25 protein-coding genes and 1 tRNA gene are annotated in these 25806 nt (G+C 66.7%); 10 read left to right on the top strand and 16 right to left on the bottom strand.

Annotation, left to right across the window (positions count from 1 at the left end):
* Positions 1 to 6: 6 nt before the first annotated feature.
* A complete protein-coding gene (locus QM789_RS03525; RefSeq protein WP_420350575.1) occupies positions 7 to 1023 on the top strand; it encodes a DNA-directed RNA polymerase subunit alpha in 1017 nt (338 codons plus the stop codon).
* 142 nt (positions 1024 to 1165) lie between these two features.
* Positions 1166 to 1579, top strand: a complete 414-nt coding sequence (gene rplQ / locus QM789_RS03520) for a 50S ribosomal protein L17 (protein ID WP_420350574.1) — start codon at positions 1166 to 1168, stop codon at positions 1577 to 1579.
* A gap of 1321 nt (positions 1580 to 2900) precedes the next feature.
* Here the strand turns inward: rplQ and QM789_RS03515 are convergent.
* A tRNA-Gly gene (locus tag QM789_RS03515) sits at positions 2901 to 2974 on the bottom strand.
* A gap of 55 nt (positions 2975 to 3029) precedes the next feature.
* On the bottom strand, positions 3030 to 3869 hold the full coding sequence (locus tag QM789_RS03510; protein WP_420350573.1) for an AAA family ATPase: 840 nt from the start codon (positions 3867 to 3869) through the stop codon (positions 3030 to 3032).
* Between the two features lie 192 nt (positions 3870 to 4061).
* Here QM789_RS03510 and dksA point away from each other — a divergent pair, with 192 nt between their 5' ends.
* Positions 4062 to 4484, top strand: coding sequence for an RNA polymerase-binding protein DksA (dksA, locus tag QM789_RS03505; RefSeq protein WP_420350572.1), 423 nt, complete (start codon positions 4062 to 4064; stop codon positions 4482 to 4484).
* A gap of 70 nt (positions 4485 to 4554) precedes the next feature.
* On the top strand, positions 4555 to 5721 hold the full coding sequence (locus QM789_RS03500; protein WP_420350571.1) for an FAD-dependent monooxygenase: 1167 nt from the start codon (positions 4555 to 4557) through the stop codon (positions 5719 to 5721).
* Positions 5722 to 5724: 3 nt separating this feature from the next.
* Here the strand turns inward: QM789_RS03500 and murC are convergent, their stop codons facing one another.
* From murC to QM789_RS03485, 3 genes are read right to left on the bottom strand one after another with little or no spacing between them, the layout of a single operon-like run.
* Positions 5725 to 7137 carry a UDP-N-acetylmuramate--L-alanine ligase gene (gene murC / locus QM789_RS03495; protein WP_420350570.1) on the bottom strand — a complete coding sequence of 471 codons (1413 nt, stop codon included), beginning with the start codon at positions 7135 to 7137 and terminating at the stop codon, positions 5725 to 5727.
* Entirely contained in the window at positions 7134 to 8237 is a 1104-nt protein-coding gene (locus QM789_RS03490) for a UDP-N-acetylglucosamine--N-acetylmuramyl-(pentapeptide) pyrophosphoryl-undecaprenol N-acetylglucosamine transferase (RefSeq protein ID WP_420350569.1), read from the bottom strand. The genes murC and QM789_RS03490 overlap by 4 nt, the downstream gene beginning before the upstream one ends.
* Positions 8238 to 8246: 9 nt before the next feature.
* A complete protein-coding gene (locus tag QM789_RS03485; protein ID WP_420350568.1) occupies positions 8247 to 9407 on the bottom strand; it encodes a peptidoglycan glycosyltransferase FtsW in 1161 nt (386 codons plus the stop codon).
* Between the two features lie 191 nt (positions 9408 to 9598).
* Between QM789_RS03485 and QM789_RS03480 the strand changes: the two genes are divergently transcribed.
* Positions 9599 to 10528, top strand: coding sequence for an L-lactate dehydrogenase (locus tag QM789_RS03480; protein WP_420350567.1), 930 nt, complete (start codon positions 9599 to 9601; stop codon positions 10526 to 10528).
* A gap of 138 nt (positions 10529 to 10666) precedes the next feature.
* Positions 10667 to 11005 carry a hypothetical protein gene (locus QM789_RS03475; protein ID WP_420350566.1) on the top strand — a complete coding sequence of 113 codons (339 nt, stop codon included), beginning with the start codon at positions 10667 to 10669 and terminating at the stop codon, positions 11003 to 11005.
* Between the two features lie 904 nt (positions 11006 to 11909).
* Here QM789_RS03475 and QM789_RS03470 read toward each other — a convergent pair.
* On the bottom strand, positions 11910 to 12053 hold the full coding sequence (locus QM789_RS03470) for a recombinase family protein (RefSeq protein ID WP_420350565.1): 144 nt from the start codon (positions 12051 to 12053) through the stop codon (positions 11910 to 11912).
* 304 nt (positions 12054 to 12357) lie between these two features.
* Positions 12358 to 13260 carry a rhodanese-related sulfurtransferase gene (locus tag QM789_RS03465; protein ID WP_420350564.1) on the bottom strand — a complete coding sequence of 301 codons (903 nt, stop codon included), beginning with the start codon at positions 13258 to 13260 and terminating at the stop codon, positions 12358 to 12360.
* Positions 13261 to 13354: 94 nt separating this feature from the next.
* Between QM789_RS03465 and pncA the strand changes: the two genes are divergently transcribed.
* Positions 13355 to 13960, top strand: a complete 606-nt coding sequence (gene pncA, locus QM789_RS03460) for a bifunctional nicotinamidase/pyrazinamidase (RefSeq protein ID WP_420350563.1) — start codon at positions 13355 to 13357, stop codon at positions 13958 to 13960.
* Positions 13961 to 13964: 4 nt separating this feature from the next.
* Complete coding sequence (gene pncB / locus QM789_RS03455) at positions 13965 to 15272, top strand: nicotinate phosphoribosyltransferase (RefSeq protein WP_420350562.1); 1308 nt, start codon at positions 13965 to 13967, stop codon at positions 15270 to 15272.
* Here the strand turns inward: pncB and QM789_RS03450 are convergent.
* The 7 genes from QM789_RS03450 to QM789_RS03420 form a co-directional block, all read right to left on the bottom strand.
* Complete coding sequence (locus QM789_RS03450) at positions 15269 to 16759, bottom strand: inorganic phosphate transporter (RefSeq protein WP_420350561.1); 1491 nt, start codon at positions 16757 to 16759, stop codon at positions 15269 to 15271. The two genes, pncB and QM789_RS03450, sit on opposite strands and share 4 nt — an antisense overlap.
* A gap of 67 nt (positions 16760 to 16826) precedes the next feature.
* A complete protein-coding gene (locus tag QM789_RS03445; protein ID WP_420350560.1) occupies positions 16827 to 17012 on the bottom strand; it encodes a Trm112 family protein in 186 nt (61 codons plus the stop codon).
* The gene (locus tag QM789_RS03440) at positions 17009 to 17647 is read right to left on the bottom strand and encodes an LON peptidase substrate-binding domain-containing protein (RefSeq protein ID WP_420350753.1); all 639 of its coding nucleotides are present in this window, start codon (positions 17645 to 17647) and stop codon (positions 17009 to 17011) included. Before QM789_RS03440 ends, QM789_RS03445 begins: the two co-directional genes overlap by 4 nt.
* A 26-nt stretch (positions 17648 to 17673) precedes the next feature.
* Positions 17674 to 18573, bottom strand: coding sequence for a thioredoxin (trxA, locus tag QM789_RS03435; protein WP_420350559.1), 900 nt, complete (start codon positions 18571 to 18573; stop codon positions 17674 to 17676).
* Between the two features lie 64 nt (positions 18574 to 18637).
* On the bottom strand, positions 18638 to 19426 hold the full coding sequence (locus tag QM789_RS03430) for an exodeoxyribonuclease III (RefSeq protein WP_420350558.1): 789 nt from the start codon (positions 19424 to 19426) through the stop codon (positions 18638 to 18640).
* The gene (locus QM789_RS03425; protein WP_420350557.1) at positions 19423 to 19719 is read right to left on the bottom strand and encodes a hypothetical protein; all 297 of its coding nucleotides are present in this window, start codon (positions 19717 to 19719) and stop codon (positions 19423 to 19425) included. Before QM789_RS03425 ends, QM789_RS03430 begins: the two co-directional genes overlap by 4 nt.
* A gap of 11 nt (positions 19720 to 19730) precedes the next feature.
* Positions 19731 to 21995, bottom strand: coding sequence for an FdhF/YdeP family oxidoreductase (locus QM789_RS03420; RefSeq protein WP_420350556.1), 2265 nt, complete (start codon positions 21993 to 21995; stop codon positions 19731 to 19733).
* A gap of 151 nt (positions 21996 to 22146) precedes the next feature.
* Here QM789_RS03420 and QM789_RS03415 point away from each other — a divergent pair, with 151 nt between their 5' ends.
* Positions 22147 to 22791, top strand: coding sequence for an HAD family hydrolase (locus QM789_RS03415; protein ID WP_420350555.1), 645 nt, complete (start codon positions 22147 to 22149; stop codon positions 22789 to 22791).
* A 30-nt stretch (positions 22792 to 22821) separates the two neighbouring features.
* Positions 22822 to 23694, top strand: coding sequence for a phosphoserine phosphatase SerB (gene serB / locus QM789_RS03410; protein WP_420350554.1), 873 nt, complete (start codon positions 22822 to 22824; stop codon positions 23692 to 23694).
* Here serB and nagA read toward each other — a convergent pair.
* Both nagA and QM789_RS03400 read right to left on the bottom strand, forming a co-directional pair.
* A complete protein-coding gene (nagA, locus tag QM789_RS03405; RefSeq protein ID WP_420350553.1) occupies positions 23670 to 24773 on the bottom strand; it encodes an N-acetylglucosamine-6-phosphate deacetylase in 1104 nt (367 codons plus the stop codon). The two genes, serB and nagA, sit on opposite strands and share 25 nt — an antisense overlap.
* Complete coding sequence (locus QM789_RS03400; protein WP_420350552.1) at positions 24761 to 25570, bottom strand: BadF/BadG/BcrA/BcrD ATPase family protein; 810 nt, start codon at positions 25568 to 25570, stop codon at positions 24761 to 24763. The genes nagA and QM789_RS03400 overlap by 13 nt, the downstream gene beginning before the upstream one ends.
* Positions 25571 to 25806: the final 236 nt, after the last annotated feature.

The following is a 25806-nucleotide window of genomic DNA, read 5'->3' as shown; positions in this document are numbered from 1 at the left end:
GAACGCATGATCCACAAGAATTGGGCCGAACTGATCAAGCCGACGCAGCTTGAAGTCAGGCCGGGCAACGATCCGCAACGTCTGGCCACCGTCGTCGCCGAACCGCTGGAACGCGGTTTCGGCCTGACGCTGGGCAATGCGCTGCGCCGTGTGCTGATGTCGTCGCTGCAAGGCGCCGCGATCACCTCGGTGCAGATCGACAACGTGCTGCACGAGTTCTCCTCGGTCGCGGGCGTGCGTGAAGACGTCACCGACATCATCCTGAACCTGAAGGGCATCTCGCTGAAGATGGACGTCGAGGGGCCGAAGCGCCTGTCGATCTCGGCCAAGGGGCCGGGCGTGGTCACCGGCGGCGATATTTCGAAATCGGCGGGGATCGAAGTCCTGAACAAGGATCATGTCATCTGCCACCTGGACGATGGCGCCGATCTGTTCATGGAACTGACGGTCAACACCGGCAAGGGCTATGTCGCGGCCGACAAGAACAAGCCGGAAGATGCGCCGATCGGGCTGATCGCCATCGACGCGATCTATTCGCCGGTGAAGAAGGTCGCTTACGAAGTCGCGCCGACCCGTGAGGGCCAGGTGCTGGACTATGACAAGCTGACGATGAAGATCGAAACCGACGGGTCTCTGACGCCGGATGACGCCGTGGCCTATGCCGCGCGGATTCTGCAAGACCAGCTGGCGATCTTCGTGAACTTCGAGGAACCGGAATCGGCCTCGAAGCAGGATACGGACGACGGGCTGGAATTCAACCCGCTGCTGCTGAAGAAGGTCGACGAGCTGGAACTGTCGGTCCGTTCGGCGAACTGCCTGAAGAACGACAACATCGTCTACATCGGCGACCTGATCCAGAAGACCGAAGCCGAGATGCTGCGCACCCCGAACTTCGGCCGCAAGTCGTTGAACGAGATCAAGGAAGTGCTCTCGGGCATGGGCCTGCACCTCGGGATGGAAGTCGAGGACTGGCCGCCGGAGAACATCGAGGATCTGGCGAAGCGCTACGAGGATCAGTTCTGATCCTTGACAGATTGCGGGGGCGTGGCCTACACGCCCCCGGTCAATGCCCGGAAGGCCGGGGAACATATGGGCATGGTGCCCCAACGACGTTCCGCCCAACGCAGGCGGGGCAACACAAAGTAAAACGCTGAAGGAGAGACCCATGCGTCACGCCCGCGGATACCGCCGCCTGAACCGCACCCACGAGCACCGCAAGGCGCTGTTCGCCAACATGGCCGGTTCGCTGATCGAGCACGAGCAGATCAAGACGACCCTGCCGAAGGCCAAGGAACTGCGCCCGGTCGTTGAAAAGCTGATCACACTGGCGAAGCGCGGCGATCTGCACGCCCGTCGTCTGGCTGCCTCGCAGCTGAAGGAAGACAAGGACGTCGCGAAGCTGTTCGAGGTGCTGGGCCCGCGCTACAAGGAACGCAACGGTGGTTACATCCGCGTCCTGAAAGCCGGCTTCCGCTATGGTGACATGGCGCCGATGGCGATCATCGAATTCGTCGACCGCGACGTCGAAGCCAAGGGCAAGGCCGACAAGGCCCGCCTCGAAGCCGAAGACGCGGAATAAGATCTTCGGAACATCCGGTTTGAAATCCCGCCGCAAGGCGGGATTTTTCGTTTGATCGCCCGGTCGGGGATGATCTGCCCTCAGATAGGGCACGATCGGGAAGCCCGCTCCGCGGGACGAAGCAGGCGGAATACCTATGCCGAAGCCCCGTGGTGTCGGGCATCGACCCAGGTGGTCGGATGTGAAGCCCAGGCACGGTTGACCTGACGAACAGGGGCATCGACAGGACGATAAAGACCCTCGGGAGTAGCCTGGTGTTGGCCTTTCTGACACAGGAAGACACCCGCAAGGTCTGTGATGAGATGCTGGATCGGGTGAGGTAGACGGGGTGCAATGGGAGCGCGAAGGTCAGCTTTGCGACTGTCAGCAGGGAACTGTCCATCAGGTTGGCGGTCATCAACCTCGCAACCAGGGGGCTCGACCTCTCGGGTTCTTCAGCCCTTCCGATGAACGTCATATGGCGCGCAAGAGAAGGCTGCCGACAAGTGCGATTTTCTGGATGCCATGTCCAATTTGGATCTGTGTTGGAGGTGGCATTGCCGTACGCACCAAGATGAACTCGTGGCTGCGGTCAACGCCTGCTCTGTAGGACGAAGCGGACGGTGCTATTCCATACGCAAAGTCGTGATAAAGAAACAGTATTTGGGGTGATTGTGATGCGAGTCAGCGCTGCTCTGCTCTTCCTACTGGTTTCTGGATGCTCTCAGGTCGAAATCATACCCAGATCGGCGAATGATGATGCCCGCGACCAGAAATATTCCCATACGGCAAGCACGTTTTACTACTCCAACAACAAGGAAGTACCTCGCAAGAGAATGTTGGGAGCTGCCATGAGGTTTTGTCAGGTTCCCGTCGAAGGATCTGAAACCCGGATGAACTGGCGCGGTCCTTATGGGGTTCACGGGGCTTGGATGCTGGATTTCTCTTGTTCCTCTACATCGAACGGCACCGAATGACCGCAATGGGCTCAAACCGACATTACCCCGCACCCGAGTCCGTACCGCCCGTCGGAGGCAGTGGTGGCCGCCGTGCCGAGTCAGTTCCCAATCTGTGTTCGCGCCGCGATGCCGTAAGCGATGATGCCGCGTCGGCGGGGCATTGGACAGGTGGCCAGTAGCCTTGGAGGCGGCGGTCTTCCAGCTCTTTCGTGAAGGTTGCCTTGCCGATCCACGTCCTTCGGAGCCCTGCGACGCTACCGGGAAGATCCGGCTGCGGTGGCTTGATGTGGTTCAGAACAAACCGCATGTGCGCCCGAATGCGCATCGAGCCTACGTTTGTCTCACGGAAACGATTGATAAATATGGCCTACGCAGGCCCATATTGGAGCGGGTGAAGGGAATCGAACCCTCGTCTGGAGCTTGGGAAGCTCTCGCTCTGCCATTGAGCTACACCCGCGACGCTTTCTGATTACCGATTCGGCGCGGCCTCTTCAAGACGGAATCGGCACGATTCAGCGCGGGCGGCGTGCCATGAAGGCCAGGCGCTCGAACAGATGCACGTCCTGTTCGTTCTTCAGCAGCGCGCCGTGCAGCTTTGGCAGCAGATGCGTGCCGTCGGATTTCAGGTCTTCGGGCGGCAGATCCTCGGCCAGCAGGAGCTTCAGCCAGTCCAGCACCTCCGAGGTCGACGGCTTCTTCTTCAGGCCCGGCGTTTCGCGGATCTCGTAGAAGCGGGTCAGGGCGGTGGCCAGAAGGGCTTCCTTGATGCCGGGGAAATGGACGCGGACGATCGCGGCCAGCGTCTCGGCATCGGGGAATTTGATGTAGTGGAAGAAGCAGCGGCGCAGGAAGGCGTCGGGCAGTTCCTTTTCGTTGTTCGAGGTGATGATGACGATCGGGCGCTGCTTTGCGCGAATCGTCTCGCCGGTCTCGTAGACGTGGAACTCCATCCGGTCGAGTTCCTGAAGCAGGTCGTTCGGGAATTCGATGTCGGCCTTGTCCACCTCGTCGATCAGCAGCACGACCCGGCCCTCGGCCTCGAACGCCTGCCACAGCTTGCCCTTGCGCAGGTAGTTGCGCACGTCGGACACCCGCGGATCGCCGAGCTGGCTGTCGCGCAGTCGGCTGACGGCATCGTATTCATAGAGGCCCTGCTGTGCCTTGGTGGTGGACTTAACGTTCCATTCCAGCATCGGCAGGCCGAGCGCCTGCGCCACCTGCCGCGCCAGTTCGGTCTTGCCCGTCCCGGGTTCACCCTTGACCAGAAGCGGCCGTTCGAGCGCCACTGCGGCATTGACGGCAACCACCAGATCCGCTGGCGCGACGTAGCTTTCGGTCGAGTGGAAACGCAAGGTTCGGGGCTCCATCCATGATCTGTCGCAAAAGGTAGCGCTCCTGCCGCCGCGCCGCAACCGCGACCTGTCCAAATACGCCGCAGCCCGAGCGGAGGGCGTGACAACCCAGGCGTGGTGCGGTATGGGACCGGCGAAAGACCGGCAGGACCAAGCCGCGCCGGAACCGAGGGCAGCAGCATGAGGGTAGAGATGAAGGCCGAAATCTTCCTTCCGGATGACTATCGCCCCGCCGAGGACGAGCCGTTCATGAACGATCGTCAGCTCGAATATTTCCGCCGCAAACTGCTGGCGTGGAAGGCGGAACTTCTGGAGCAATCGGCGGAGACGCTGGAAGGTCTCGCGGAATCCGGGCGCAACGTGCCGGACGTGGCCGACCGGGCGAGCGAGGAGACCGACCGCGCGCTGGAACTGCGGACGCGGGACCGGCAGCGCAAGCTGGTGTCCAAGATTGATTCCGCGCTGCGCCGGATCGACAGCGGCGAATACGGCTATTGCGAGATGACGGGTGAGCCGATCAGCCTGCGGCGGCTGGACGCCCGGCCGATCGCGACGATGACGCTTGAGGCACAGGAGCGCCACGAGCGGCGCGAGCGCGTCCATCGCGACGACTGACCTTGACCTGCCTCAAGGACATATCCCGCCGGCGCCGCCATGGTGCCGGTGTTTTCATATCGGGGGCCAGATGCTGATCGGAAGACGGATCACGGTGATTGGCGCGGGGATCGGCGGGTTGGCCGTCGCGCGGGCGCTGGCGCTGCGCGGGGCCGAGGTGACGGTGCTGGAACAGGCCGAGGCGATCCGCGAAGTGGGGGCGGGGATCCAGATCTCGCCCAATGGCGCGCGGGTGCTGCATGCGCTCGGTCTTGGGGATGAATTCTCCGCCGCCGGGCCGCGCTGCGCGGCGGTTCAGCTGATCGACGGCGAGACCGGATCGCAGGTGGCGCGGCTGGACATGGCGCGGCTGCGCCCGGCGGAGGAATACCGCTTCCTGCACCGCGCCCGGCTGATCGCGATCCTGGCCGAGGGGGCGCGCGACGCGGGCGTGCAGATCCGGCTGTTGCAGAAGATCGCGAAGGTCGAGCTGGGCGATCATCCGCCGCGGCTGACCACTGAACAGGGCGCGGTGACCGAGGCCGATCTGCTGATCGGGGCGGACGGGCTGCATTCGCCCACCCGCGCGGCGCTGAACGGGGCGGTGGCGCCGTTCTTCACCCATCAGATCGCCTGGCGCGCGGTGATCCCCTCCGAGGATGGCGAAGCGCCGGTTGCACAGGTCTTCATGGGCGCGGGCAAGCATCTGGTCAGCTACCCGCTCGGCCACCGCAAGCGCAACATCGTCGCGGTGGAGGAGCGGCGCCAGTGGGTCGAGGAAAGCTGGAGCCTGCGCGACGACGACCTGACCCTGCGCGCGGCCTTCGCGGATTTCTGTCCGCAGGTGCAGGGCTGGCTTGCGCAGGCGGAACGGCCTTGGCTGTGGGGCCTGTTCCGGCATCCGGTGGCGGAGCGCTGGCATGGCAATGGCGCGGTGATCCTGGGCGATGCGGCGCATCCCACACTGCCGTTCATGGCGCAGGGCGCGTCGATGGCGCTGGAGGATGCCTGGGTGCTGGCCGCGCTACTGGCGCTGCATGACGAGGATGCGGAAGCGCTCGCCGCCTATCAGGCGCAGCGGGCCGGGCGCTGCGCCGCGATCGTCGAGGCCGCGAACCGCAATGCGCGCAACTATCACCTGTCGGGCGCGCAGCGCGCCGTGGGCCATCTCGGCCTGCGGATGATTTCGCGACTGGCGCCCGAAAAGCTGTTGGGCCGGTTCGACTGGATCTACCAGCAGGATGTGACCCGGCCCTGACCCTCAGCCGAGTTTCGCGGGCAGCGCATTGGCCCAGGCCGAGATCGTCCCCGCACCAAGGCAGACGACGATATCGCCCGGCCGGGCCTGTTCCCGCACCAGCCGCGCGAGATCGTCTTCGTTCAGCAGCGCGCGGGCATGGCGGTGGCCGTGGCGGATCAGGCCCGACACCAGATCGTCGCGCGTGGCGCCCGGAATCGGCTCTTCACCCGCGGCATAGACCTCGGCGATGGCGACGACATCGGCCTCGTTGAAACAGGTGCAGAAATCATCGAACAGGCTGTGCAGGCGGGAATAGCGGTGCGGCTGATGCGCCGCGATCACCCGCGCCCCGGGCGTGCCCGACACATATTGCCGCGCGGCCTTGAGCACGGCGGCGATTTCCACCGGGTGGTGGCCGTAATCGTCGATGATGGTGACGCCGCCCAGAACCTCGCCAACCTTGGTGAAGCGCCGGTTGACGCCGCCGAAATTGGCCAGCGCCTCGCGGATCTCGTCGCGCTTCATGCCCAGGTGCCGCGCCACCGCCACGGCGGCGAGCGCGTTCGACACGTTGTGGTCGCCCGGCATCGGCAGGGTGCAGCCCTCGATCTCCGTGCCCTCGAATTGCAGCAGCACGTCGAAATGCGCGCGCCCGTCGGCGTATTTCAGGTTCACCGCCCGCACATCCGCCTGCGCGTTGAAGCCGAAGGTGGTGACGCGGCGGTCATGCACCCGGCCCACCAGCGCCTGCACCTCGGGGTGGTCGGTGCAGCACACGGCGAGCCCGTAGAACGGGATGTTGGTGACGAAATCATAGAAGCCCTTGCGCAGGTTCTCGATCGTGCCCCAATGCTCCATATGCTCCGGGTCGATGTTGGTGACGATGGCGATGGTCGCCGGCAGCCGGTTGAAGGAGCCGTCGGATTCGTCGGCCTCCACCACCATCCATTCGCCCGCGCCCGCCCGCGCGTTCGAGCCGTAGGCATGGATGATCCCGCCGTTGATGACCGTCGGATCGAAGCCGCCCTTGTCGAGCAGCGTCGCCACCATCGTCGTCGTCGTCGTCTTGCCATGCGTCCCGGCGATGGCGATATTCGACTTCATCCGCATCAGTTCGGCCAGCATTTCGGCGCGGCGCACCACGGGCAGGTGGCGCTTGCGGGCCTCTTCCAGTTCCGGGTTGCCGGGTTTGATGGCGGAGGAAATCACCACCACCGCCACGTCATCGGTGATGTTGTCGGAGCGCTGGCCCTCGAAGAACCGCGCGCCCAGCGAAACCAGACGGTCGGTGATTTTCGACGCCTTCGCATCCGACCCCTGCACCCGATAGCCCAGCGTGATCAGCACCTCGGCGATGCCCGACATGCCGATGCCGCCGATGCCGATGAAATGGATGGGGCCGAGTTCGCCCGGCAGCTTGGTGGCGGCGTTCATTGCGGTATTCCTGCAAGTTCTTCGACAAGGATGACAAGGCGCTCGGTCGCATCGGGGACGCCATAGGCCAGCGCCGAGCGGGCCATATGCGCGGCCCCCTCGGGATGGCCCAGCACGAGCGCGATCTGTTCGGCGATGGAGGTGGGCGTCGCGGCGGATTCGGGCACGAGGATCGCGCCCCCGGCCTCGACCAGCCCATGCGCATTCGCCGTCTGATGGTCCCCCGCCGCGGCGGCATAGGGGATCAGGATCGAGGGCCGCCCGATCACCGAAATATCGGCGACAGAGGAGGCGCCCGAGCGCGAGATCACCAGCTGGCATTCCGCCAGCCGCTTCGGCACGTCGCGGAAGAAGGGCTGGACCTCGGCCTCGATCCCGGCTTCGGCATAGGCGGCGATGACGCGCTCCTGATCCTCGGGCCGGGCCTGATGGGCGACGCGCAGCAGCCCGCGCAGCCGGTCGGGCAGGGCGGCGATGGCGGCGGGCACCACATCGGACAGCACCCGCGCGCCCTGCGACCCGCCGATCACCAGGATCGACATCGGATAATCCCCGGGCACGATATAAGAGGCGCCGTAACGTTCCAGCACCGCCGCGCGGACCGGGTTGCCGGTATGGATCCCCTCCACCCCCGGCGGCAGGTCGGTGGGCCAGGTGCCGCAGGCAAAGGCATCGACATGTTTCGCGAAGGTGCGGTTGACCTTGCCCATCACGCCGTTCTGTTCATGGATCGCGCGCGGGATCCGCAGCAGCCACGCCGAGGACAGCGCCGGAATCGTCGGATAGCCGCCGAACCCCACCACCACCGCGGGCCGGTCCGAGATGTTGCGCATCAGCGCCGAGAACACGCCCCCCGCGATCCGGAACGGCGCCGCCAGCTTCGCCGCCAGCCCGCCGCGCGCGAAGGTGGCGGAGGCGACCTGCTCGACCTCGACCACATGGGGGAAGCCGCCGGTGTAGCGCGCGCCGCGCGGATCGGTCGAGAGTTTCACCCGCCAGCCACGGCGCACCATCGCTTCGGCCAGCGCCTGGGCCGGGAACATATGGCCCCCGGTCCCTCCCGCCGCGATCAGGAGAAGGGGCAGTCTGCTGTCGGACATGGCGGTTTCCTATCGGCGGGCGAGGATGTCGGAGATCTGGCCCTGCGGGCGGGTGCGGGTCAGCGCGAGCAGGAAGCCCAGCGTGATCCCGGTGGCGATGACCGAGGAGCCGCCATAGCTGACCAGCGGCAGGGTCATCCCCTTCGCAGGCAACAGACGCACCGCGACGCCCATGTTGATCAGCGCCTGCACGCCGAAGGAACAGGCCAGCCCCGCCCCGGCAAGCCGCGTGAACGGATCGCGTTCGCGCATCAGCCGCAGCATGGAGCGCGCGACGATCACCGCATAAAGCGCGAGGATGCACAGCACGAGAAGGAGGCCGAATTCCTCCGCCGCGACGGCGATGATGAAGTCGGTATGCGCATCGGGCAGCGACCATTTCACCGTGCCCTCGCCGACGCCGACGCCGAAGAAGCCGCCTTCCTGAATGGCGTTGGTGGCATAGCCGATCTGGGTGCGGGGGTCGATCTCGCTGCTCAGGTAGCCGTTGATCCGGCGGGCGAAGTGTTCCGAGGTGTTATAGGCGAAAAGCCCGCCCACCACCGTCAGCCCGCCGATCCCACTGAGCAGGAAGATCGGCGCCCCGGCGATGAAATACATCACCATCCAGCTGAACAGCACGAGCGACGCCTGCCCGAAATCCGGTTGCAGCGCGAGCAGGATCACGATCACCGCGGTCAGGATGAAGGAGTAAAGCCGCCCGGGCGGGCCCGCCACCTCATGCGCGGCGGCCATGAACCAGGCGGTGATGATGACGAAGCCGGGTTTGAGGAATTCCGACGGCTGGAACGAGGCGAAGCCGAGCGAGAACCACCGCACCGCGCCCTTGCCGAAATCGGTGCCGAAGAGCGGCAGCAGCAGGATGCAGACGAAGGCGCCGAAGAAGCCGACGACGCCGACGCGCCGGACCTGACGCGGGCTGAGCATCGACAGCAGCAGCATCACCACCAGCGCGACGGTGCCGAAGAACAACTGCCGCTTCACATAATAGAAGGGCTCCAGGTTGTTCCGTTCCGCCAGCGGGACCGATGCCGCGAGCCCGAGCAGCATCCCCACCCCGAACAGGATGAGAACCGCCGTCAGCGCCCATTTGTCGATCGTCCGCCACCAACGGGGAAGAACAGGATCACCGGCCCGGACGGGCGCGGTGCCGAAAACCATTTCTGTCATGGTCTGTCCGCCGATACTGCCTCGATTGCGCCCGTTTTCCGGGTCTGACGGAGACCTTACCGCAATCGCACCCGGATGAATAGGGGAGGCAGGTATGTTTCCCCGGAAAGTGCGATGTTTTGCCGGGATGACGTGGGGGCCTATTCATGCGAGGTTGACGGGCAAACTGCACGGACAAAATGGAGGTGCAAATGAAAGTCGGGATCGTCGGATCGGGCATGGTTGGATCGGCGGCGGGCTATGCGCTCGCGCTGCGGGGCGGGGCGAGCGAGGTGGTCTTCGTCGATTACAAACCGGCGCTTGCCGCGGCACAGGCCGAGGATGTCGCCCATGCCGTGCCTTTCGCGCATCCCTGCAAGGTGCGCGCCGGGGACTATGACGCGCTGGAAGGCGCGGGGGTGGTGATTCTCGCCGCCGGCGTGCCGCAGAAGCCGGGCGAAAGCCGGCTGAGCCTGCTGGCGCGCAATGCGGAGGTGTTCTCGGGCGTCGTCGGGCAGGTGGTGAAGGCCGCGCCGGATGCGATTCTGCTGGTGGCCTCGAACCCGGTGGACATCATGACCGAGATCGCGCTGCGGGCCTCCGGTCTGCCGCCGCATCGGGTGATCGGCTCGGGCACGGTGCTGGACACCGCGCGGTTCCGCAGCCTGCTGGGCGAGCATCTGGGAATCGCGGCGCAGTCGGTCCATGCCTATGTGCTGGGCGAGCATGGCGACAGCGAGGTTCTGGTCTGGTCCTCGGCCCGTGCCGGCACCGAAGGGGTCGAGCGTTTCGCGTCCCATATCGGCGTGCCGTTGACGCAGGAGGTCCGCGCCCGGATTGACGAAGGCGTCCGCCGCGCCGCCTATCGCATCATCGAGGGCAAGGGCGCCACTTGGTATGGCATCGGCGCGGGGCTTGCGCGCATCGTGCAGGCGATCCGCGATGATCAGCGCTCGGTCCAGTCCTGTTCCATCGTCACGCCCGATTTCATGGGCGTGGGCGATGTCGCGCTGTCGCTGCCGCGGGTGATCGGGCGGGAAGGCATTCTCATGACGCTCGACCCGGAGATTTCGCCCGACGAAGCCGCCGCGCTGCGCCGGTCGGCGGAGGTCCTGCGGGAAACCTCGGCCAGCCTGGGCTGATCCGGGCTTGGGTGGCGGGATGCCCGCCGCCCATAACCCACCGCGCCGCCCGTCAGGTGCCGGAAACGGCTTCCGCGACGGTGGCAGGGTCGATCCCGGTCGTTCTCTGCTCCTGACGGGCGCGCTGGAGATGTCCTGTTGCCGCCTGCCCGCCATATCCCGCACCCGCCGATCGCTGTTGTCAGCGGCATGGGGCCGGACCGCTTTTCAGCGTTTCACCCGCCACGGCGACGGCCGCCTGCGCGCGGGCTTTGGCCCTGCATCGGCGCGGGCGGCGGTGAGTGCATTGTGGCAGGCGGCATCGGTCGCCGCCTGCCGCTGCGCGATGATCGCCGCCACCGGCTTGAACGGGAAGCGTTGCGGATGACCGGCTGCACTGGCACGTTCCTCAGTATAAAGACGAAGGTGATCAAGTTGACCTGCATCTCACGACACGAATGGATTGGCGAAGAGCAGCGATCCGAGACCGCGGGGTAGATCGCCATTGTTTCGATCATCGCGAGACCGATGACGCGCGTGGGCGAAATTCGCGAGATCGCAGCCCGGCCCCATCGCTCGAATGTCGAACGGGATCGTGTCGCTGATCGCGGATGACGATCAGTTCCAGAACCGCAGGCAGGCTGCCTCGGCCCTTGCGCGTGGGGGGCAACCGGGGCGGCTCCGAGGGTCGAGCCGCACTTTGCCGAGCCGATCAAGGCCATGATCGAGCAGGGGCCGTCTTTCGACTACCGAACCGTGGCCTGGCTTCCGAGGCTCGCAAGAACACGGTTCAGCGGGCCTTTCAGCTCAGGGGCTGGCAGGAAACAACCGGGGGATCGTCGGGCGGCATACAGCCATGCTAAAAGATACACAATATCAGCATATTGCCCGGAGACTGTCCACCCATCCGGGGATTGTGTGTGCCCGTTGGTGTAACCCCGAGGCCTGCAAGGGCGGCAGACAGGGGACATGGGTCCGGCTTTTCAGGGGAAGGCATAAAAAGCCCCACCCCGAGTGTGAACGCGGGATGGGGCTCAGGGGGTTGGCAGGGGGACGGGGTTGGGGCAGTCCCCACAGACCGCACACGCCACCCCGCCAACGGAGCTAGTGGCATCAGCAGCCTGTGCCATATCCCGTTCGGCAATGACTAAGATCGCCGCCAGCGCCCGCAAGGTATCCTCTCCGGAACCCCGCTTGACTGCCACGTTGCTCACTACTCGGATGTTCTGGGCGGTGACATCAAGGGCGCGGTGCCTGCCCTGACCGAAGGCGAAAAGTTCCCGAAGCTCAAGACATTCTGCGGTGGTTTCGACAGGGGTGCCTTGGGACAACGCCGGAGAGGCACAAAGGGTAACTATCAGGGCAGGAATCGGGGGCTCCCGGACGTAATCAAGGCAGGCCTTCAATTGGGCCGATGTCCGGCTGCACTGACCTGTTCCCGGAATAGCTTGGTAACCCCCTGCGCCGTCAATGTGGCGATCTGGGCTTCATATCCGGCGATCTGGTCCGTGGTACTGGTACGGGCATAGCCGATGATGGTGGTCATGGTCTGGTTCCTTTCTGGGGTTGTCTGCCAATAGGTCCGTGGGCCGGACGGGAAGGCCCTGCCAAAAGCCAAAGCCCATTCCTGTGTCTTTCCACTATGGCCCTATTTTGACTTGCCCCGAGACCAAGCTCATCGCGAACGGCGCGGATCGTCTGGGCCTTGAGGCGAGGGGGCGTCTACAAGGCTCCGGCCACGGCGGCGTAAGCCGTCAAGGTCGGAGCACAACAGGGCAAGGAGCGGCTTGGCGCGACGGTCGTGAGACGGGATCAGAGGAACCAGAAGGCCGTGCCCATGCGCTGTGGTATCACGGACCGATATGGCGCTCGCCCCGCGTGGCGGCCAGTTGCACCTGCCGTTCGCGTTCGCGGAACCGGGCGCGGTCGGCCTCGGTGTATTCGTCGATGCACTGCGGACAGCTGACGCCCGGTTCATAGGCCGGGCTGCGCTTGTCCTCGGCGGAGATCGGGCGGCGGCAGGCGTGGCACAGGTCATGCGCGCCTTGTTTCAACCCGTGCTTCAGGCTGACGCGCCCGTCGAAGACGAAGCATTCGCCCTGCCAGAGGCTTTCCGCCTCGGGCACCTCCTCAAGGTATTTCAGGATCCCGCCCCTGAGGTGAAAGACCTCATCGACACCCTGGGCCAGCAGGTAGTTCGTCGATTTCTCGCAGCGGATGCCGCCGGTGCAGAACATCGCCACGCGCTTGTTGTGGAACCGCGCAGCATTCTCTTGCCACCATTTCGGGAAATCCCGAAATGTCTTCGTTTTCGGGTCGATGGCGCCCTCGAACGTGCCGATGGCTACTTCGTAATCGTTGCGGGTGTCGATCACGACGACATCCGGCGCGGAAATCAGCGCGTTCCAGTCGGCGGGATCGACATAATGGCCCACGGCGGCGCGCGGGTCCACATCGGGTTCGCCCATCGTCACGATCTCGGCCTTCAGCCGCACCTTCATCCGGCCGAAGGGCATCTCGGACGCCGTGCTTTCCTTCCACTCCAGACCGGCACAGCCGGGCAGGGCGCGGATATGGGCCAGCACCGCGTCGATGCCCTCACGCGTGCCGGCGATGGTGCCGTTGATCCCCTCGCGCGCGAGCAGCAGCGTCCCCTTCACCCCGCGCGCACAGGCCAGCCGCGCCAGCGGCGGCTTCAGCGCGGCAGGATCCTCGAACCGGGTGAAATGATAAAGCGCGGCAACGGTCAGCATGGATTTCCCATAGCCCCGCCGCCCGCCCGGGCGCAAGCGCGATTGACCCCGCGGCACAGGCACCCTAGGCATGTCACAAAGACGGGAGGTGGAAATGGCCGCAGCGACCGAAGCCCTGATCGTGATCGACATCCAGAACGACTTCTGCCCCGGCGGTGCGCTGGCGGTGGCGGGCGGCGACGAGATCATCCCCCGCGTCAACGCGCTGATGCAGGAATTCCCGGTCACGGTGCTGACGCAGGACTGGCATCCGGAGGAACATTCCTCCTTTGCCGCGCTGCATGACGCGGCGCCGTTCAGCACGATCCAGATGCCCTATGGGCCGCAGACGCTCTGGCCGGTGCATTGCGTCTGGGGAAGCGAGGGCGCGGCGTTTCACCCGAAGCTGTCGGTCGATCCGGCGGATCTGATCCTGCGCAAGGGCTTCCGGCCCGAGGTGGACAGCTATTCGGCATTTTTCGAGAATGACCACCTGACCCCCACCGGCCTGACCGGCTATCTGCGCGAACGGGGGATCACCGATCTGGCCTTCGTCGGGCTGGCGCATGATTTCTGCGTGGCCTGGTCGGCCATTGACGCGGCGAAGCTCGGGTTCCGGGTGAAGGTTCTCGAAGGTGCCTGCCGGGCGATCGACCTGAATGGTTCCCTCGCCGCGGCGCGCGATGCGATGCGCGCGGCGGGCGTGGTTCTGGCGGAGTGAGGGCATGATGGATATCGCAACCCGCGTCTATAACCACAAGTGGAAGATCGACCCGATCGTGCGGTCGCTGATCGACACGGATTTCTACAAGCTGCTGATGTGTCAGTCGGTGTTCCGCAACCGGCCCGATACGCGGGTGGAGTTCAGCCTGATCAACCGCTCGAAATCCATCCGGCTGGCGGAGTTGATCGACGAGGGCGAATTGCGCGAGCAGCTCGACTATGCGCGCGGGCTGCGGCTGACCCGGGGCGAAAGCACCTGGCTGCGCGGCAATACCTTCTATGGCAAGCGGCAGATGTTCCGCCCGGATTTCATGGAATGGTTCGAGAACTACCAGCTTCCGCCCTATCACCTGGAAAAGCGCGACGGGCAGTATGAGCTGACCTTCGAGGGTGCCTGGCCCGAGGTGATGCTGTGGGAAATCCCGGCGCTGTCGATCCTGATGGAACTGCGCTCGCGCGCGGTGCTGAACCGGATGGGGCGGTTCGAGCTACAGGTGCTTTATGCCCGGGCGATGACGCGGATCTGGGAAAAGATCGAGAACCTGCGCAAGCTGCCCGGCCTGAAGATCGCCGATTTCGGCACAAGGCGGCGGCATGGCTTTCTGTGGCAGGACTGGTGCGTGCAGGCGATGATCGAGGGGCTGGGCGATGCCGCGCGGGGCGGGGCCTTTACCGGCACGTCGAACTGCCTGATCGCGATGCGGCGCGACCTGGAGGCGGTGGGCACCAATGCGCATGAACTGCCGATGGTCTATGCCGCGCTCGCCGATACCGAGGACGAATTGCGCAAGGCGCCCTATCGTGTTCTGGCCGACTGGCACGAGGAACATGACGGGATGCTGCGGATCATCCTGCCCGATACCTATGGCACGAAGGGGTTCCTTGACCATGCGCCCGACTGGCTGGCCGGCTGGACCGGGATCCGGGTCGATTCCGGCGATCCGGTCATCAATGCCGAAACCGCCATCGCTTGGTGGAAGGCGCGGGGCGAGGATCCGACGCAGAAGCTGATCATCTTCTCGGACGGGCTCGATGTCGCGGAAATCCGCGACCTTTACGCCCGCTTCCATGGCCGGGTGAAGGTCAGCTTCGGCTGGGGCACGCTGCTCACCAACGATTTCCGCGGGCTGGTGCCCGGCGATGCGCTGGCGCCCTTCAGCCTGGTGTGCAAGGCGGTGTCGGCGGATGGCCGCCCGACGGTGAAGCTTTCGGACAATCCGGAAAAGGCCACCGGCCCGGCGGAGGAAATCGCCCGCTACCACCGGGTGTTCGGCGTCGGCGGGCAGCAGGCGCGGGCCGTCGTCGTTTAACCCGCGAAGGCGGTCATCGCGAGGTAGAGCCCCGCCGCGATCAGCGCCGAAACCGGCACTGTCACCACCCAGGCGGTGCCGATCGTCGCGAGATGCGCGCGCCGCACGAGGTAGCGCCGCGAGCGTTCCTCGACCGGCACCGGGCGGCCCTTTTGCAGGCCCAGCATCTGCGCCCGCCGTTCGGCGTGCCATTCCCGGTAGAAGCCGACGCCGAAGATGCCGCCCACCGCGATATGGGTCGAACTCACCGGCAGGCCGAGCCAGGACGCCGCGATCACCGTCACCGCTGCCGACAGAGCGACGCAGAAGGCCCGCATCGGGTTCAGCTTGGTGATTTCCGAGCCGATCAGCTGAATCAGCTTCGGCCCGAACAGCACCAGCCCGACCGAAATGCCGAGCGCGCCGACCACCATCACCCAGAGCGGGATGCTGACCTCGCCGGAAATCCCGTTCCCGCCCGCCATCTGCACGATCGCCGCCAGCGGGCCGACCGCATTCGACACGTCATTCGCGCCATGGGCAAAGGACAGCAGCGCCGCCGAGGCGACCAGCGGGAAGGCGAAGAGCTTGCGCAGGGATTTCTTGCGGTTCTCCAGCCCCGCCGCCTGCCGCCGCACCACCGGGCGCCACAGCGCCCAGACGATGACGCCCGTCGCCAGCCCGATCACCGTCGCCGTGCCGAGCGACACATGCAGCAGCGCGCCCAGCCCCTTGTAGATGAGATAGGTGGCAAAGCCCCCGGCCATGACGCCGATCAGCACCGGCACCCAGAACAGCGCGGCGGCGATCTTGTCCGCGACATACATGATCCGGGCCTTGATCAGTGCGAGGAACCCCGCCGCGATCAGCCCGCCCAGGATCGGCGAGACGACCCAGCTCAGCGCGATCATGCCGAGCGAACCCCAGTTCACCGCACCCCAGCCCGCCGCGACGATCCCCGCCCCGGCGACGCCGCCGATGATCGAATGCGTGGTCGAGACCGGCGCGCCCAGCCATGTCGCCAGGTTCAGCCACAGCGCCGAAGCCAGAAGCGCCGCCATCATCGCCCAGGTGAATTGTCCGCTGTCGGGCACCGCGTCAGGCGACAGGATCCCGGTCGCGACGGTTTTCACCACATCACCCCCGGCGATCAGCGCACCCGCCGTTTCGAACACCGCCGCGATCAGCAGTGCCCAGCCGAGGCTGAGTGCCTTGGCGCCCACTGCCGGGCCCATGTTGTTCGCCACGTCATTCGCGCCGATGTTCAGCGCCATATAGGCCCCGATCACCGCCGCCGCGACGATGATCGCCGTCCCCGCCTGCGCCCCGGTCAGCACGGCGGCCAGCAGACCCGCCAGCACGACGAAGGCCAGCGCGAGGCCCGGCGCCACCAGCGGGCGCGAGACGAATTGCGTCGCTTCTTCCAGCAGGCCGATACGGTGCAGATCCTTGTCGAGCGTCTTCCACTGGTTGACGCCCGGTTTCGGCGGCTGGGCTGGGTCTGTCATGCAATCGTCACGCCATTGTTACATTCCCACGCGGACTATACGTTCCGGCGGGACGGCACAACGGGGATCAGTCGAGCCGCCGGGCTTCCTCGGCCAGCAGGATCGGAATGCCGCCCCGGATCGGAAAGGCCAGACGGGCAGGGCGGGAAATCAGCTCCTGCCGCTCGGCGTCATAATGCAGCGCGGCATGGGTATAGGGGCAGACCAGCGCCTCCAGCATATGCGGATCGAACAGGCGGTCGTCCTCGCTCATTGCCGCCGCTCCATCGGGCCGCCGTGCAGGCGGAATTCCAGAAGCGTCACCAGCGTTTCGCGACGGGTGGTCAGGCTGGGTGCTTCGAGCAGGGCCTGCTTGTCCTCGGGCGCCAGCGGCAGCAGCATCGACAGGGTGTTGATCAGCAACTCATCCTCGGCGTCCTTGAGCGAGTCCCAATCGGTATCCAGCCCCTGCGCCTGAAAGAACCGCGCCAGGAGGTCGAGGAAGCTCTCCCGCTCGAACCCCGGGTCCATCTCCGCCCGGCCCAGATCGCGGGCGAAGTCGCTCCAGCGGATGTCGCCCTTCAGATAGGGGCAAAAGCCCGAAACCTCGCGCAGCAGCCGGAACCGCGACACGCCCGAGAGCGTGATCATATAGCGCCCGTCCTCGGTTTCCGAAAACCCGGTGAGGCGGCCCGCGCAGCCGATCGCGCTCAGCCGCTGCGCCCCGTCCCGTCCACGGCAGGGCTGGATCATGCCGATCAGCCGGGCATCGGTCTTCAGGCAATCCTCGACCATTTGCAGGTAGCGTGGCTCGAACACATGCAACGGCAGCCGCCCGCGGGGCAGCAAAAGCGCCCCCGCGAGCGGAAACAGCGGGATCTGGTCGGGCAGGTCGCAGGCTTTCATCATGCGCATGATCTAGCCCGCCCCCCGCGTCAGGCAAATATCATCGACGACAGCCGACGCCGACCCTTGATCCCGATCGGATCGTTCGGCTTCAGCGCGTCGAAGATGGTGAAAAGCTGCGTTTTCGCGGCGCCGTCGTTCCATTCGCGGTCGCGGCGGAACAGGTCCAGAAGCTGGTTCACCGCCTCCTCGACATCGCCCGCCGCATGCAGCGCGGTGGCATAGTCGAAGCGCGCCTGATGGTCGGCGGGATCGGCCTCGACCTTCGCCTTGAGCGCGTCGAGCGGACCGGCCTTCGCCGCCTGCCGCGCAAGGGCAAGCTGCGCGCGCGCGGCCTCGACCGGCGCGGCATTGGCGATGACGGCGGGCACGGCGGCCAGAAGGCCCTCCGCCTGATCCAGATTGTCCGCCGCGATATGCGCCCGGACCAGCCCGGAATAGGCCTCGGCATTCTCGGGCTCCTCGCCCAGGATCGCGGCGAAGGTCTCGGCCGCATCGGCGGCGGCGCCCTCGGTCAGCATCTCCTCGGCGGCGGCAATGGCATCGGCCAGCCCGCCATCCCCGGCAAGCCCCGCCAGCTTCTGCACGAAGGCCCTCAGTTCCGACTGCGGCAGCGCGCCCTGGAAGGCATCGACCGGTTGGCCCTGCCAGAAGGCATAGACCGTCGGGATCGACTGGATCCGCAGCTGCGCCGAAATCATCTGGTTCTCGTCGACATTGACCTTGGCCATGACGACCTTGCCCTTGGCGGCGTTGACCTCGGCCTCTAGCTGCGGGCCGAGTGTCTTGCACGGGCCGCACCACGGCGCCCAGAAGTCGACGATGACCGGCACGGTCATCGACTTGTCCACCACCTCGGCCATGAAATTGGCCTCGGACACGTCCTTCACATATTCGGCGGGTTTGGCTTGCAGGTCTGCGCCCAGCATCGTGATCTCTCCCCGGACTTCGGTTGGCCCCCTATATGCGCCCGAAAGGCCCGCCCGCCAAGGGTCACAGATCGAAAGTCGCGAAGACCGGCGCATGGTCCGAGGGCTGTTCCCATCCCCGCGCCGCGCGCAGCACGCGCGAGCCATGCGCCGCGCCGGAAATGTCGGGCGTCGCCCAGACGTGATCGAGCCTGCGCCCCTTGTCCGCCGCATCCCAATCCGCCGCGCGATAGGACCACCACGAATAGAGCCGCCCCTCCGGCACGTCCTGCCGCGTGACATCGACCCAATGCCCGGCGTCCTGCGTTTCGGCGAGTTGCGCGACCTCGACCGGGGTATGGGACACGATCTTCAGCAGCGCCTTGTGGTTCCACACGTCATCCTCGCGCGGGGCGATGTTCAGGTCGCCCACCAGAATCGCCTTTTCCGGGCGGCTGGCGTGGAAATCGTCGCGCATATGGGTCAGGAAATCGAGCTTTTGCCCGAATTTCACATTCTGCTCCCGGTCCGGGATGTCGCCGCCCGCGGGGACGTAGAAGTTGTGGATGGTGACCCCGTTTTCCAGCCGCGCGGCCACATGGCGGGCATGGCCGAGCCCCGCGTAATCGCCCGCGCCCACCTCGCTCAGCGGCAGCCGCGACAGGATCGCGACGCCGTTGTAGCCCTTCTGCCCGCGCGCGACCATCCAGTTGTAGCCGAGCGCGCGGAACGCCTCGACCGGGATCTTCTCGACCGGGCTCTTGCATTCCTGAAGGCACAGCACATCGGGCGCTTCCTCGCGCAAAAGCCGCGCGACGAGGCCCTCGCGCAGGCGAACCGAGTTGATGTTCCAGGTGGCGAGGGTGAATGTCATGGCTGTCTCCGTTCCGGGCCGCGATACTGGACCGGGAACGGGGCAAGGGCAAGCCGCTCGCCTTGCAGGGTCAGGTCGTAGAACAGCCGCTGGGTCCGCTCGTCGCGCTGCCCGAGGGTCAGGATACCGTCCTCGGCCAGCGTCACACAGGCCCGCAGCACCAGCGCATGGGCAACACCCAGCCGGTTCGCGAAACTCCGGCTGTCGCGCGCAATGTCGAGCGCCGCCGCCGCGACGATCCCCGCGCTCAGCCCGTCCAGACCGTCCCCCGCCAGCCGTTCGGCCAGCGCCATGAAGTCTTCGGTCATCGGCGGAAAGAGACGAGGATGGATTTCGACGCGGGGGTGAAGCTCTTGTCACCGAAGGCCTCCACCGGCACCAGCGCGTTCAGTTCGGGGTAATAGCCTGCGACGCAGCCCGGCGGAATGTCATAGGGCACCAGCCGGAAGTCCCGCGCGATCCGCGTCACGCCGCCATCCGTGGGGCCGATCACATCGACCCGCTCGCCCGCCCGCGCCCCCATCGCGGCGATGTCCGCGGGGTTCATGAAGACCACGCGGCGTTCGCCATAGACGCCGCGATAGCGGTCATCCATGCCATAGATCGTGGTGTTGTATTGGTCATGCGAGCGGAAGGTTTGCAGCACGAACAGCCCCTCGCCGCGCGCGGCCTTCTGCCATTCGGTCAGGTCGGGGAGCGACGCGTCCGAGAACCGCGCCTTGCCGGTGGGCGTGCGGAACTCCCGTTCCGAGGCCGGATTGCGCAGCCAGAAGCCGCGCGGCACCCGCACCCGCCTGTTGAAATCCGCGAATGCGGGCAGCACCCGGGCGATCATCTCGCGGATCTTGTCGTAATCCTGCGCAAGGCCGTTCCAGTCGACCACATCGCCCACCGTCGCCCGTGCGATCCCGGCGACGATGGCGACTTCCGAGCGCAGATGTTCCGACGCGGGCAGGTTGATCCCGCCCGAGCCATGCACCATCGACATCGAATCCTCGACGGTGACGATCTGGCGCGCCCCCGCTGCGTTGCGGTCGATTTCGGTCCGGCCCAGACAGGGCAGCAGGAAGCCGACCTTGCCCGGCAGCAGATGGCCGTGGTTCAGCTTCGTCGCCACATGCACCGTCATGTCCAGCCGGTCCATCGCCCCGGCGATCAGCGCGCTGTCGGGCGTCGCGCGCGCGAAATTCCCGCCCAGCCCCATGAACACCCGCGCCGAGCCGTCCAGCATCGCCCCCATCGCCGCCAGCACGTTATGCCCATGCCCGCGCGGCAGCGGGACGCCCAGTTCGCGTTCCAGCGCGGCGATGAAGGCCTCGGGCGCCTTTTCGTTGATCCCCATCGTGCGGTCGCCCTGCACGTTGGAATGGCCCCGCACCGGGCACAGCCCCGCGCCGGGCCGCCCGATATTGCCGCGCAAGAGCATCAGATTCGCGATTTCGCGGATGGTCTGGACCGAATGGCGGTGCTGCGTCACGCCCATGGCCCAGGTCGTGATCACACGATCCGCGCCCATATAGACCTCGGCCGCCGCCTCGATCTGCGTGCGGGTCAGGCCGGATTGTTCCTCGATCACCGCCCAGGGCGTGGCCGCCACCTGCGCGGCCCAGGCGTCGATGCCATCGGTATGTTCCGCGACGAAGGCATGGTCGATCACCGCGCGCCCGGCGGCTTCGGCGGCGAAGACCGCCTTCGCCATGCCGCGCACCGCCGCCATGTCACCGCCCAGGCGCGGCTGGTAATAATCCGTCGAGGTGGGTTCCGAGCCGCCGAGGAGCATCTCGATCTTGTTCTGCGGATCGGCGAAACGTTGCAGCCCCTTTTCCTTCAGCGTGTTGAACACCACCACCCGCGCCCCGCGCGTGGCGGCCTTGCGCAGATCGGCCAGCATCCGGGGATGGTTCGTGCCGGGGTTCTGCCCGATCACGAAGATCGCATCGGCAAGCTCGAAATCCTCCAGCCGCACGGTGCCCTTGCCGATGCCGATGGATTCGTTCAGCCCGACGCCCGAGGCTTCGTGACACATGTTGGAACAGTCGGGGAAGTTGTTGGTGCCGTAAAGCCGCACGAACATCTGATAGAGGAACGCCGCCTCGTTGCTGGCCCGGCCCGAGGTGTAGAACTCCGCCCGGTCGGGGCTGTCGAGGCCGCGCAGCGTGGCGCCGATTTCGGCGAAGGCCGCGTCCCAGTCCACCGGCAGGTAGCGGTCCGAGGCGGCGTCATAGCGCATCGGATGCGTCAGGCGGCCCTGATGTTCCAGCTCGTAATCCGTCCAGCCGCGCAGTTCGGCCACGCTGTGTTCGGCAAAGAACCCGGGCGTCACGCGCTTGGCCGTGGCCTCCCACGATACCGCCTTCACGCCGTTTTCGCAGAACTCGAAGGACGAGCCATGTTCCGGATCGCCCCAGGCGCAGCCGGGGCAGTCGAACCCATCGGGCTGGTTCGCCTTCAGCATCGTCCGCGCCCCGGTCACCGGCCGCCCCATGTCCAGCAACCGCGCGCCACAGCTTTTCAGCGCGCCCCAGCCCCCGGCCGCCTTCGATGCCCGCCCCATGAAGTCATCCGTCATCTGCCGTCTCCCTCCCGAACAGATTAGCATGGTGCCGCGCGGTCAGATACAGCAACGTTTTCCCACGGCGGGGCATGTCGCGCCAGCGAAGCGACGGCTGGACATTGCGCGCGATCCAAGGTCATCTGAGCCCGACAATAGGGGGAACCAGATGACCGAACCCGCCATTTCCGGCATTGCATGGGACGTGGACGGCACGCTTGTCGACAGCGAGCCGGTGCATCATCGTGGCTTGATCGCCGTTTGCCTGGAACTGGGCGTGGATCTGCGCGCCGATCCGCCGGAGCGGTTTCTGGGGATGAATCAGGATGCGATCTGGGCGGTTCTGGCGCCGCAGATGCCGGAGGGGATCGACCGCGCGGGCTGGAAGACCCGGTTGCAGGACCATTTCGTCGCCGCCGTGCATGAGGCCCATCCGATGCCCGGCGCGCTCGACGTGATGCGGGCCTTTGCCGAGGCCGGGATCGCGCAGGTGGCGGTGTCGAACTCCGGCCGCCGGGTGATGGAGGCCAGCCTGAGCACCCATGGCATGGCGCCCTTCCTGCGCGGCATGGTCAGCTTTGACGACGTGACTCATGGCAAGCCGGATCCGGAGCCCTACCGCAAGGGGCTGGCGCTGCTCGGCCTGCCGGCGCAGCAGGTGCTGGCGGTGGAGGATTCGGGCACCGGGGCGCGTTCGGCGCGCACGGCGGGGCTGCGGCTGGCGGCGCTCGGGGCGGCGCAGACGGTGGGCGGCCATCCGATCGGCTCGCTCAGTGAGCTTCCGGCGCTGGTGCTGCGGGGCGGGTTGCGCTAAGGCGGCGCAAACAACCCCTGCGGAGCGATCATGTTCATCGTCACCCTGCTGGCCGATCCGAAGGCCCCGAAGCTCGACCGTGTTACCGTGGAGTCGCTGCGCGACGCCTGGGGTGGGGGCGAGGTGCGCTGGCTGAACTATGGCATCGCGGCGGAATTCCCGCTGGCCGAAGTGCCCGCGAACCGCTGGGACGTGTGGCAGGGGTTGCAGGGGCTGGGCCTCGATCTGGTGGTGCAGCGCGCTGATGGCCGGCGCAAGCGGATGCTGCTCGCCGATATGGACAGCACGATGATCCAGCAGGAATGTATCGACGAACTGGCCGATGTGGCGGGTGTCGGCGCGCGGGTGAAGGAGATCACCGCGCGGGCGATGAATGGCGAACTGGATTTCGAGGGCGCGCTGACCGAGCGGGTCGGGCTGCTCAAGGGCCTGCCCGAAACCGTGATCCGGCAGGTGATCGAGGAACGCCTCACCTTCATGCCGGGCGGGGCGGAGCTGATCCGGACGATGAAGGCGAACGGCGCCTATTGTGCGCTGGTCTCGGGCGGGTTCACGGCCTTCACCGGCTATGTCGCGCAGGCGCTTGGGTTCGACGAGAACCGCGCCAATGTGCTGCTGGTCGAGGATGGTCACCTGACCGGCGTGCCCTCGCGCCCGATCCTGGGGCGCGAGGCGAAGGTGCAGGCGTTCCACGAGATTTCCGCGCGCCTTGGCCTGCGGGCGGATGAGGTGATGGCGGTGGGTGACGGGGCGAATGACCTCGGCATGCTGCATCTGGCGGGGGTGGGGGTGGCGCTGCATGCGAAACCCTCGGTCGCCGCGCAATGCGACATCCGGGTGAACCACGGTGACCTGACGGCGCTGCTCTATATGCAGGGCTATGCCGTCGAAGACTTCGCCTGAGCCTGCCAGACCCGGGTCAGGCGCCAGTCGTCATCGAAATGCACCATGTTGGCGGGCAGGCCGGGGGCGATCCGCGCCTCCGCCCCGATCAGCCGCGCGGGGCGCGTGGTTACCATCGCCAGCGCCTGTTCCGGCGCGAGGCCCAGCCCGATGACATGGCGCACCGCCTCGGGCAGGGTCAGGTCCGCCCCCGCCAGCGTGCCGTTTTCAAGCCGCAGCGCGCCCGCCTGCCGCAGGATCCGCCGCCCGGCCAGCGGGAATTCGGTCATCTCCGTCCCCGCCACGGCCATCGCATCGGTGACCAGATAGATCCGCTCCTCCGCCAGCCGCAGCGCCAGCCGCATCGTGTCGTCGCAGACATGGATCCCGTCCGCGATCAGCCCGCAGGCCAGCGGCAGCGTGAGCCCGGCCCCCACCATCCCCGGTTCGCGCGAACCAAGCGGGCTCATCGCGTTGAACAGATGGGTGAGGCCGCGCGCGCCCGCTGCGACACAGGCGCGGACCTCGGTCATGGTGGCCTCGGCATGGCCGAGCGAAACGACGATCCCCGCCGCCGTCAGCCGGGCGATCTGCTCCGCCGTCACCGCGCAGGGCGCGACGGTGAGCATCAGCGCGGGCAGGCCGGTCTTCGCCTCCAGCAGGATCAGGATGTCGTCTTCGTCCATCGGCCGGATATGCTGCGGCGGGTGGCAGCCGGGGCGGCGCGGGTCGAGGTGCGGCCCTTCGAGATGCAGCCCCAGGAACCCCGGCACCCGCGGCACCGCGGCGATCCCGGCGGCCAGGACCGATTGCGTGGCGGCCCGGCTGTCGGTGATCAGCGTCGGCAAAAGGCCCGTGGTGCCAAGCCGCGCATGGGCTTCGCAGATCGTGGCGATCCGCGCGACCGTTGCCCGGCCGTCGAGCATGATCCCGCCGCCGCCGTTGACCTGTAGGTCGATCAGCCCCGGCGCCAGCACCCCGCCGCCAAGGTCGATCCGCCGCCCGGAACCGGGGGCGGTGAAATGGCCGTCTTCGATGCCGATTTCGCCTTCGATGAAGCGCGTGCCGTCAAAGATCCGCGCGCCGGTCAGGATGTCCATGTCATGTCCTCTCGTGCCAGAGCCAGCGCGCCGTCGAGCGCGGTTCCCAATGCGGCCCGCTGTGGCCAGTCGTCCAGCGCCAGCCGGGGGCCAAGCCCGCCCAGCCATGTCACCGGCAGCACCGGGCGGGTCTGCAACAGGCCGATCGCGGCGCGGATCTCGGCCTCGGCCTCGGCGCGCACCGCCTGCGCGGCGGGGTCGTTTTCGAGCGCGCGGGGCGCGAAGGCCGCCCAATCCGGCGGCGTCGCGCGCAGCGAAAAGGCGACGATCCCCGCAGGCCCGCCCAGTTCTTCGGCCAGCGCCTGCAACAGCGGTGTCATCGGCACGAAGCCATCGAGCCCCCGCGTCACCCGCGCCACCAGCCGTTGCCCGATCCAGCCGCCCGAAGCCTCGTCGCCAAGCCTGAGGCCCCAGCCGCCGATCGCCGTGACCCGGCCCCCCTGCTGCCGCGCAAAGACCGAGCCGGTGCCGATTGCCGCGACGATGCCATCCGCAGGCCCGAGCGCGCCGCGCACCGATGTGGTGACATCCTGCACCACCCGCGCCGGAAAGGGCAGGTCGCGTTCGAGCCGCCCCGCCGCCCCCGACAGATTCGCCCCCGCAAGGCCCAGTACGGCCCGCACCGCGCGCCCCTGTGCGACCTGCTCCGCCACCGCCAGAAGCGACCGCAGCGCGCCGGGGTAGTCCGAGGCGATATTCGCAGGCCCGCCCTCGGCCCGCGCGATCACCGTGCCACCGGCATCCGCCAGCGCCGCGCGGCAGCCGCTGCCGCCTCCGTCGATCCCCAGGTAGAACATCGCGCCCTCCGTTTCGGCGCGACCATGCCCCGCCCGCCCCGCCGGGGCAAGAGATCGCGCGAAGGTGTGCGGGCCGGGCTTGCCGCGCGCGGCCCCGCGCTCTAAGGGGGCGCATGGTCCGGACCCCTCTCATCGTCTGTCTGCTGCTCAGCCTCGCGGCCTGTGTCGCGCCGGGGGGGGCGCGCGACCGTATCGCGGTGCTGAACGGGGCGGTGACTTCTGGCGGCGCCGCCGGG

This window comes from Paenirhodobacter sp. (assembly GCF_047600745.1).
In the GTDB taxonomy this organism is placed as follows: domain Bacteria; phylum Pseudomonadota; class Alphaproteobacteria; order Rhodobacterales; family Rhodobacteraceae; genus Rhodobacter.
Note: the sequence above shows the minus strand (reverse complement) of the source record. Positions and strands in the feature narration are given on the sequence as shown.

Bases quoted from the DNA above. Each gene is read 5' to 3' on its own strand.
- QM789_RS03525 (WP_420350575.1), top strand. From the start codon at position 7: ATGATCCACAAGAATTGGGCCGAACTGATCAAGCCGACGCAGCTTGAA.
- rplQ (WP_420350574.1), top strand. From the start codon at position 1,166: ATGCGTCACGCCCGCGGATACCGCCGCCTGAACCGCACCCACGAGCAC.
- dksA (WP_420350572.1), top strand. From the start codon at position 4,062: ATGAAGGCCGAAATCTTCCTTCCGGATGACTATCGCCCCGCCGAGGAC.
- QM789_RS03500 (WP_420350571.1), top strand. From the start codon at position 4,555: ATGCTGATCGGAAGACGGATCACGGTGATTGGCGCGGGGATCGGCGGG.
- murC (WP_420350570.1), bottom strand. From the start codon at position 7,137: ATGAACGCCGCCACCAAGCTGCCGGGCGAACTCGGCCCCATCCATTTC.
- QM789_RS03490 (WP_420350569.1), bottom strand. From the start codon at position 8,237: ATGTCCGACAGCAGACTGCCCCTTCTCCTGATCGCGGCGGGAGGGACC.
- QM789_RS03485 (WP_420350568.1), bottom strand. From the start codon at position 9,407: ATGACAGAAATGGTTTTCGGCACCGCGCCCGTCCGGGCCGGTGATCCT.
- QM789_RS03480 (WP_420350567.1), top strand. From the start codon at position 9,599: ATGAAAGTCGGGATCGTCGGATCGGGCATGGTTGGATCGGCGGCGGGC.
- QM789_RS03470 (WP_420350565.1), bottom strand. From the start codon at position 12,053: ATGACCACCATCATCGGCTATGCCCGTACCAGTACCACGGACCAGATC.
- QM789_RS03465 (WP_420350564.1), bottom strand. From the start codon at position 13,260: ATGCTGACCGTTGCCGCGCTTTATCATTTCACCCGGTTCGAGGATCCT.
- pncA (WP_420350563.1), top strand. From the start codon at position 13,355: ATGGCCGCAGCGACCGAAGCCCTGATCGTGATCGACATCCAGAACGAC.
- pncB (WP_420350562.1), top strand. From the start codon at position 13,965: ATGATGGATATCGCAACCCGCGTCTATAACCACAAGTGGAAGATCGAC.
- QM789_RS03450 (WP_420350561.1), bottom strand. From the start codon at position 16,759: ATGACAGACCCAGCCCAGCCGCCGAAACCGGGCGTCAACCAGTGGAAG.
- QM789_RS03445 (WP_420350560.1), bottom strand. From the start codon at position 17,012: ATGAGCGAGGACGACCGCCTGTTCGATCCGCATATGCTGGAGGCGCTG.
- QM789_RS03440 (WP_420350753.1), bottom strand. From the start codon at position 17,647: ATGATGAAAGCCTGCGACCTGCCCGACCAGATCCCGCTGTTTCCGCTC.
- trxA (WP_420350559.1), bottom strand. From the start codon at position 18,573: ATGCTGGGCGCAGACCTGCAAGCCAAACCCGCCGAATATGTGAAGGAC.
- QM789_RS03430 (WP_420350558.1), bottom strand. From the start codon at position 19,426: ATGACATTCACCCTCGCCACCTGGAACATCAACTCGGTTCGCCTGCGC.
- QM789_RS03425 (WP_420350557.1), bottom strand. From the start codon at position 19,719: ATGGCGCTGGCCGAACGGCTGGCGGGGGACGGTCTGGACGGGCTGAGC.
- QM789_RS03420 (WP_420350556.1), bottom strand. From the start codon at position 21,995: ATGACGGATGACTTCATGGGGCGGGCATCGAAGGCGGCCGGGGGCTGG.
- QM789_RS03415 (WP_420350555.1), top strand. From the start codon at position 22,147: ATGACCGAACCCGCCATTTCCGGCATTGCATGGGACGTGGACGGCACG.
- serB (WP_420350554.1), top strand. From the start codon at position 22,822: ATGTTCATCGTCACCCTGCTGGCCGATCCGAAGGCCCCGAAGCTCGAC.
- nagA (WP_420350553.1), bottom strand. From the start codon at position 24,773: ATGGACATCCTGACCGGCGCGCGGATCTTTGACGGCACGCGCTTCATC.
- QM789_RS03400 (WP_420350552.1), bottom strand. From the start codon at position 25,570: ATGTTCTACCTGGGGATCGACGGAGGCGGCAGCGGCTGCCGCGCGGCG.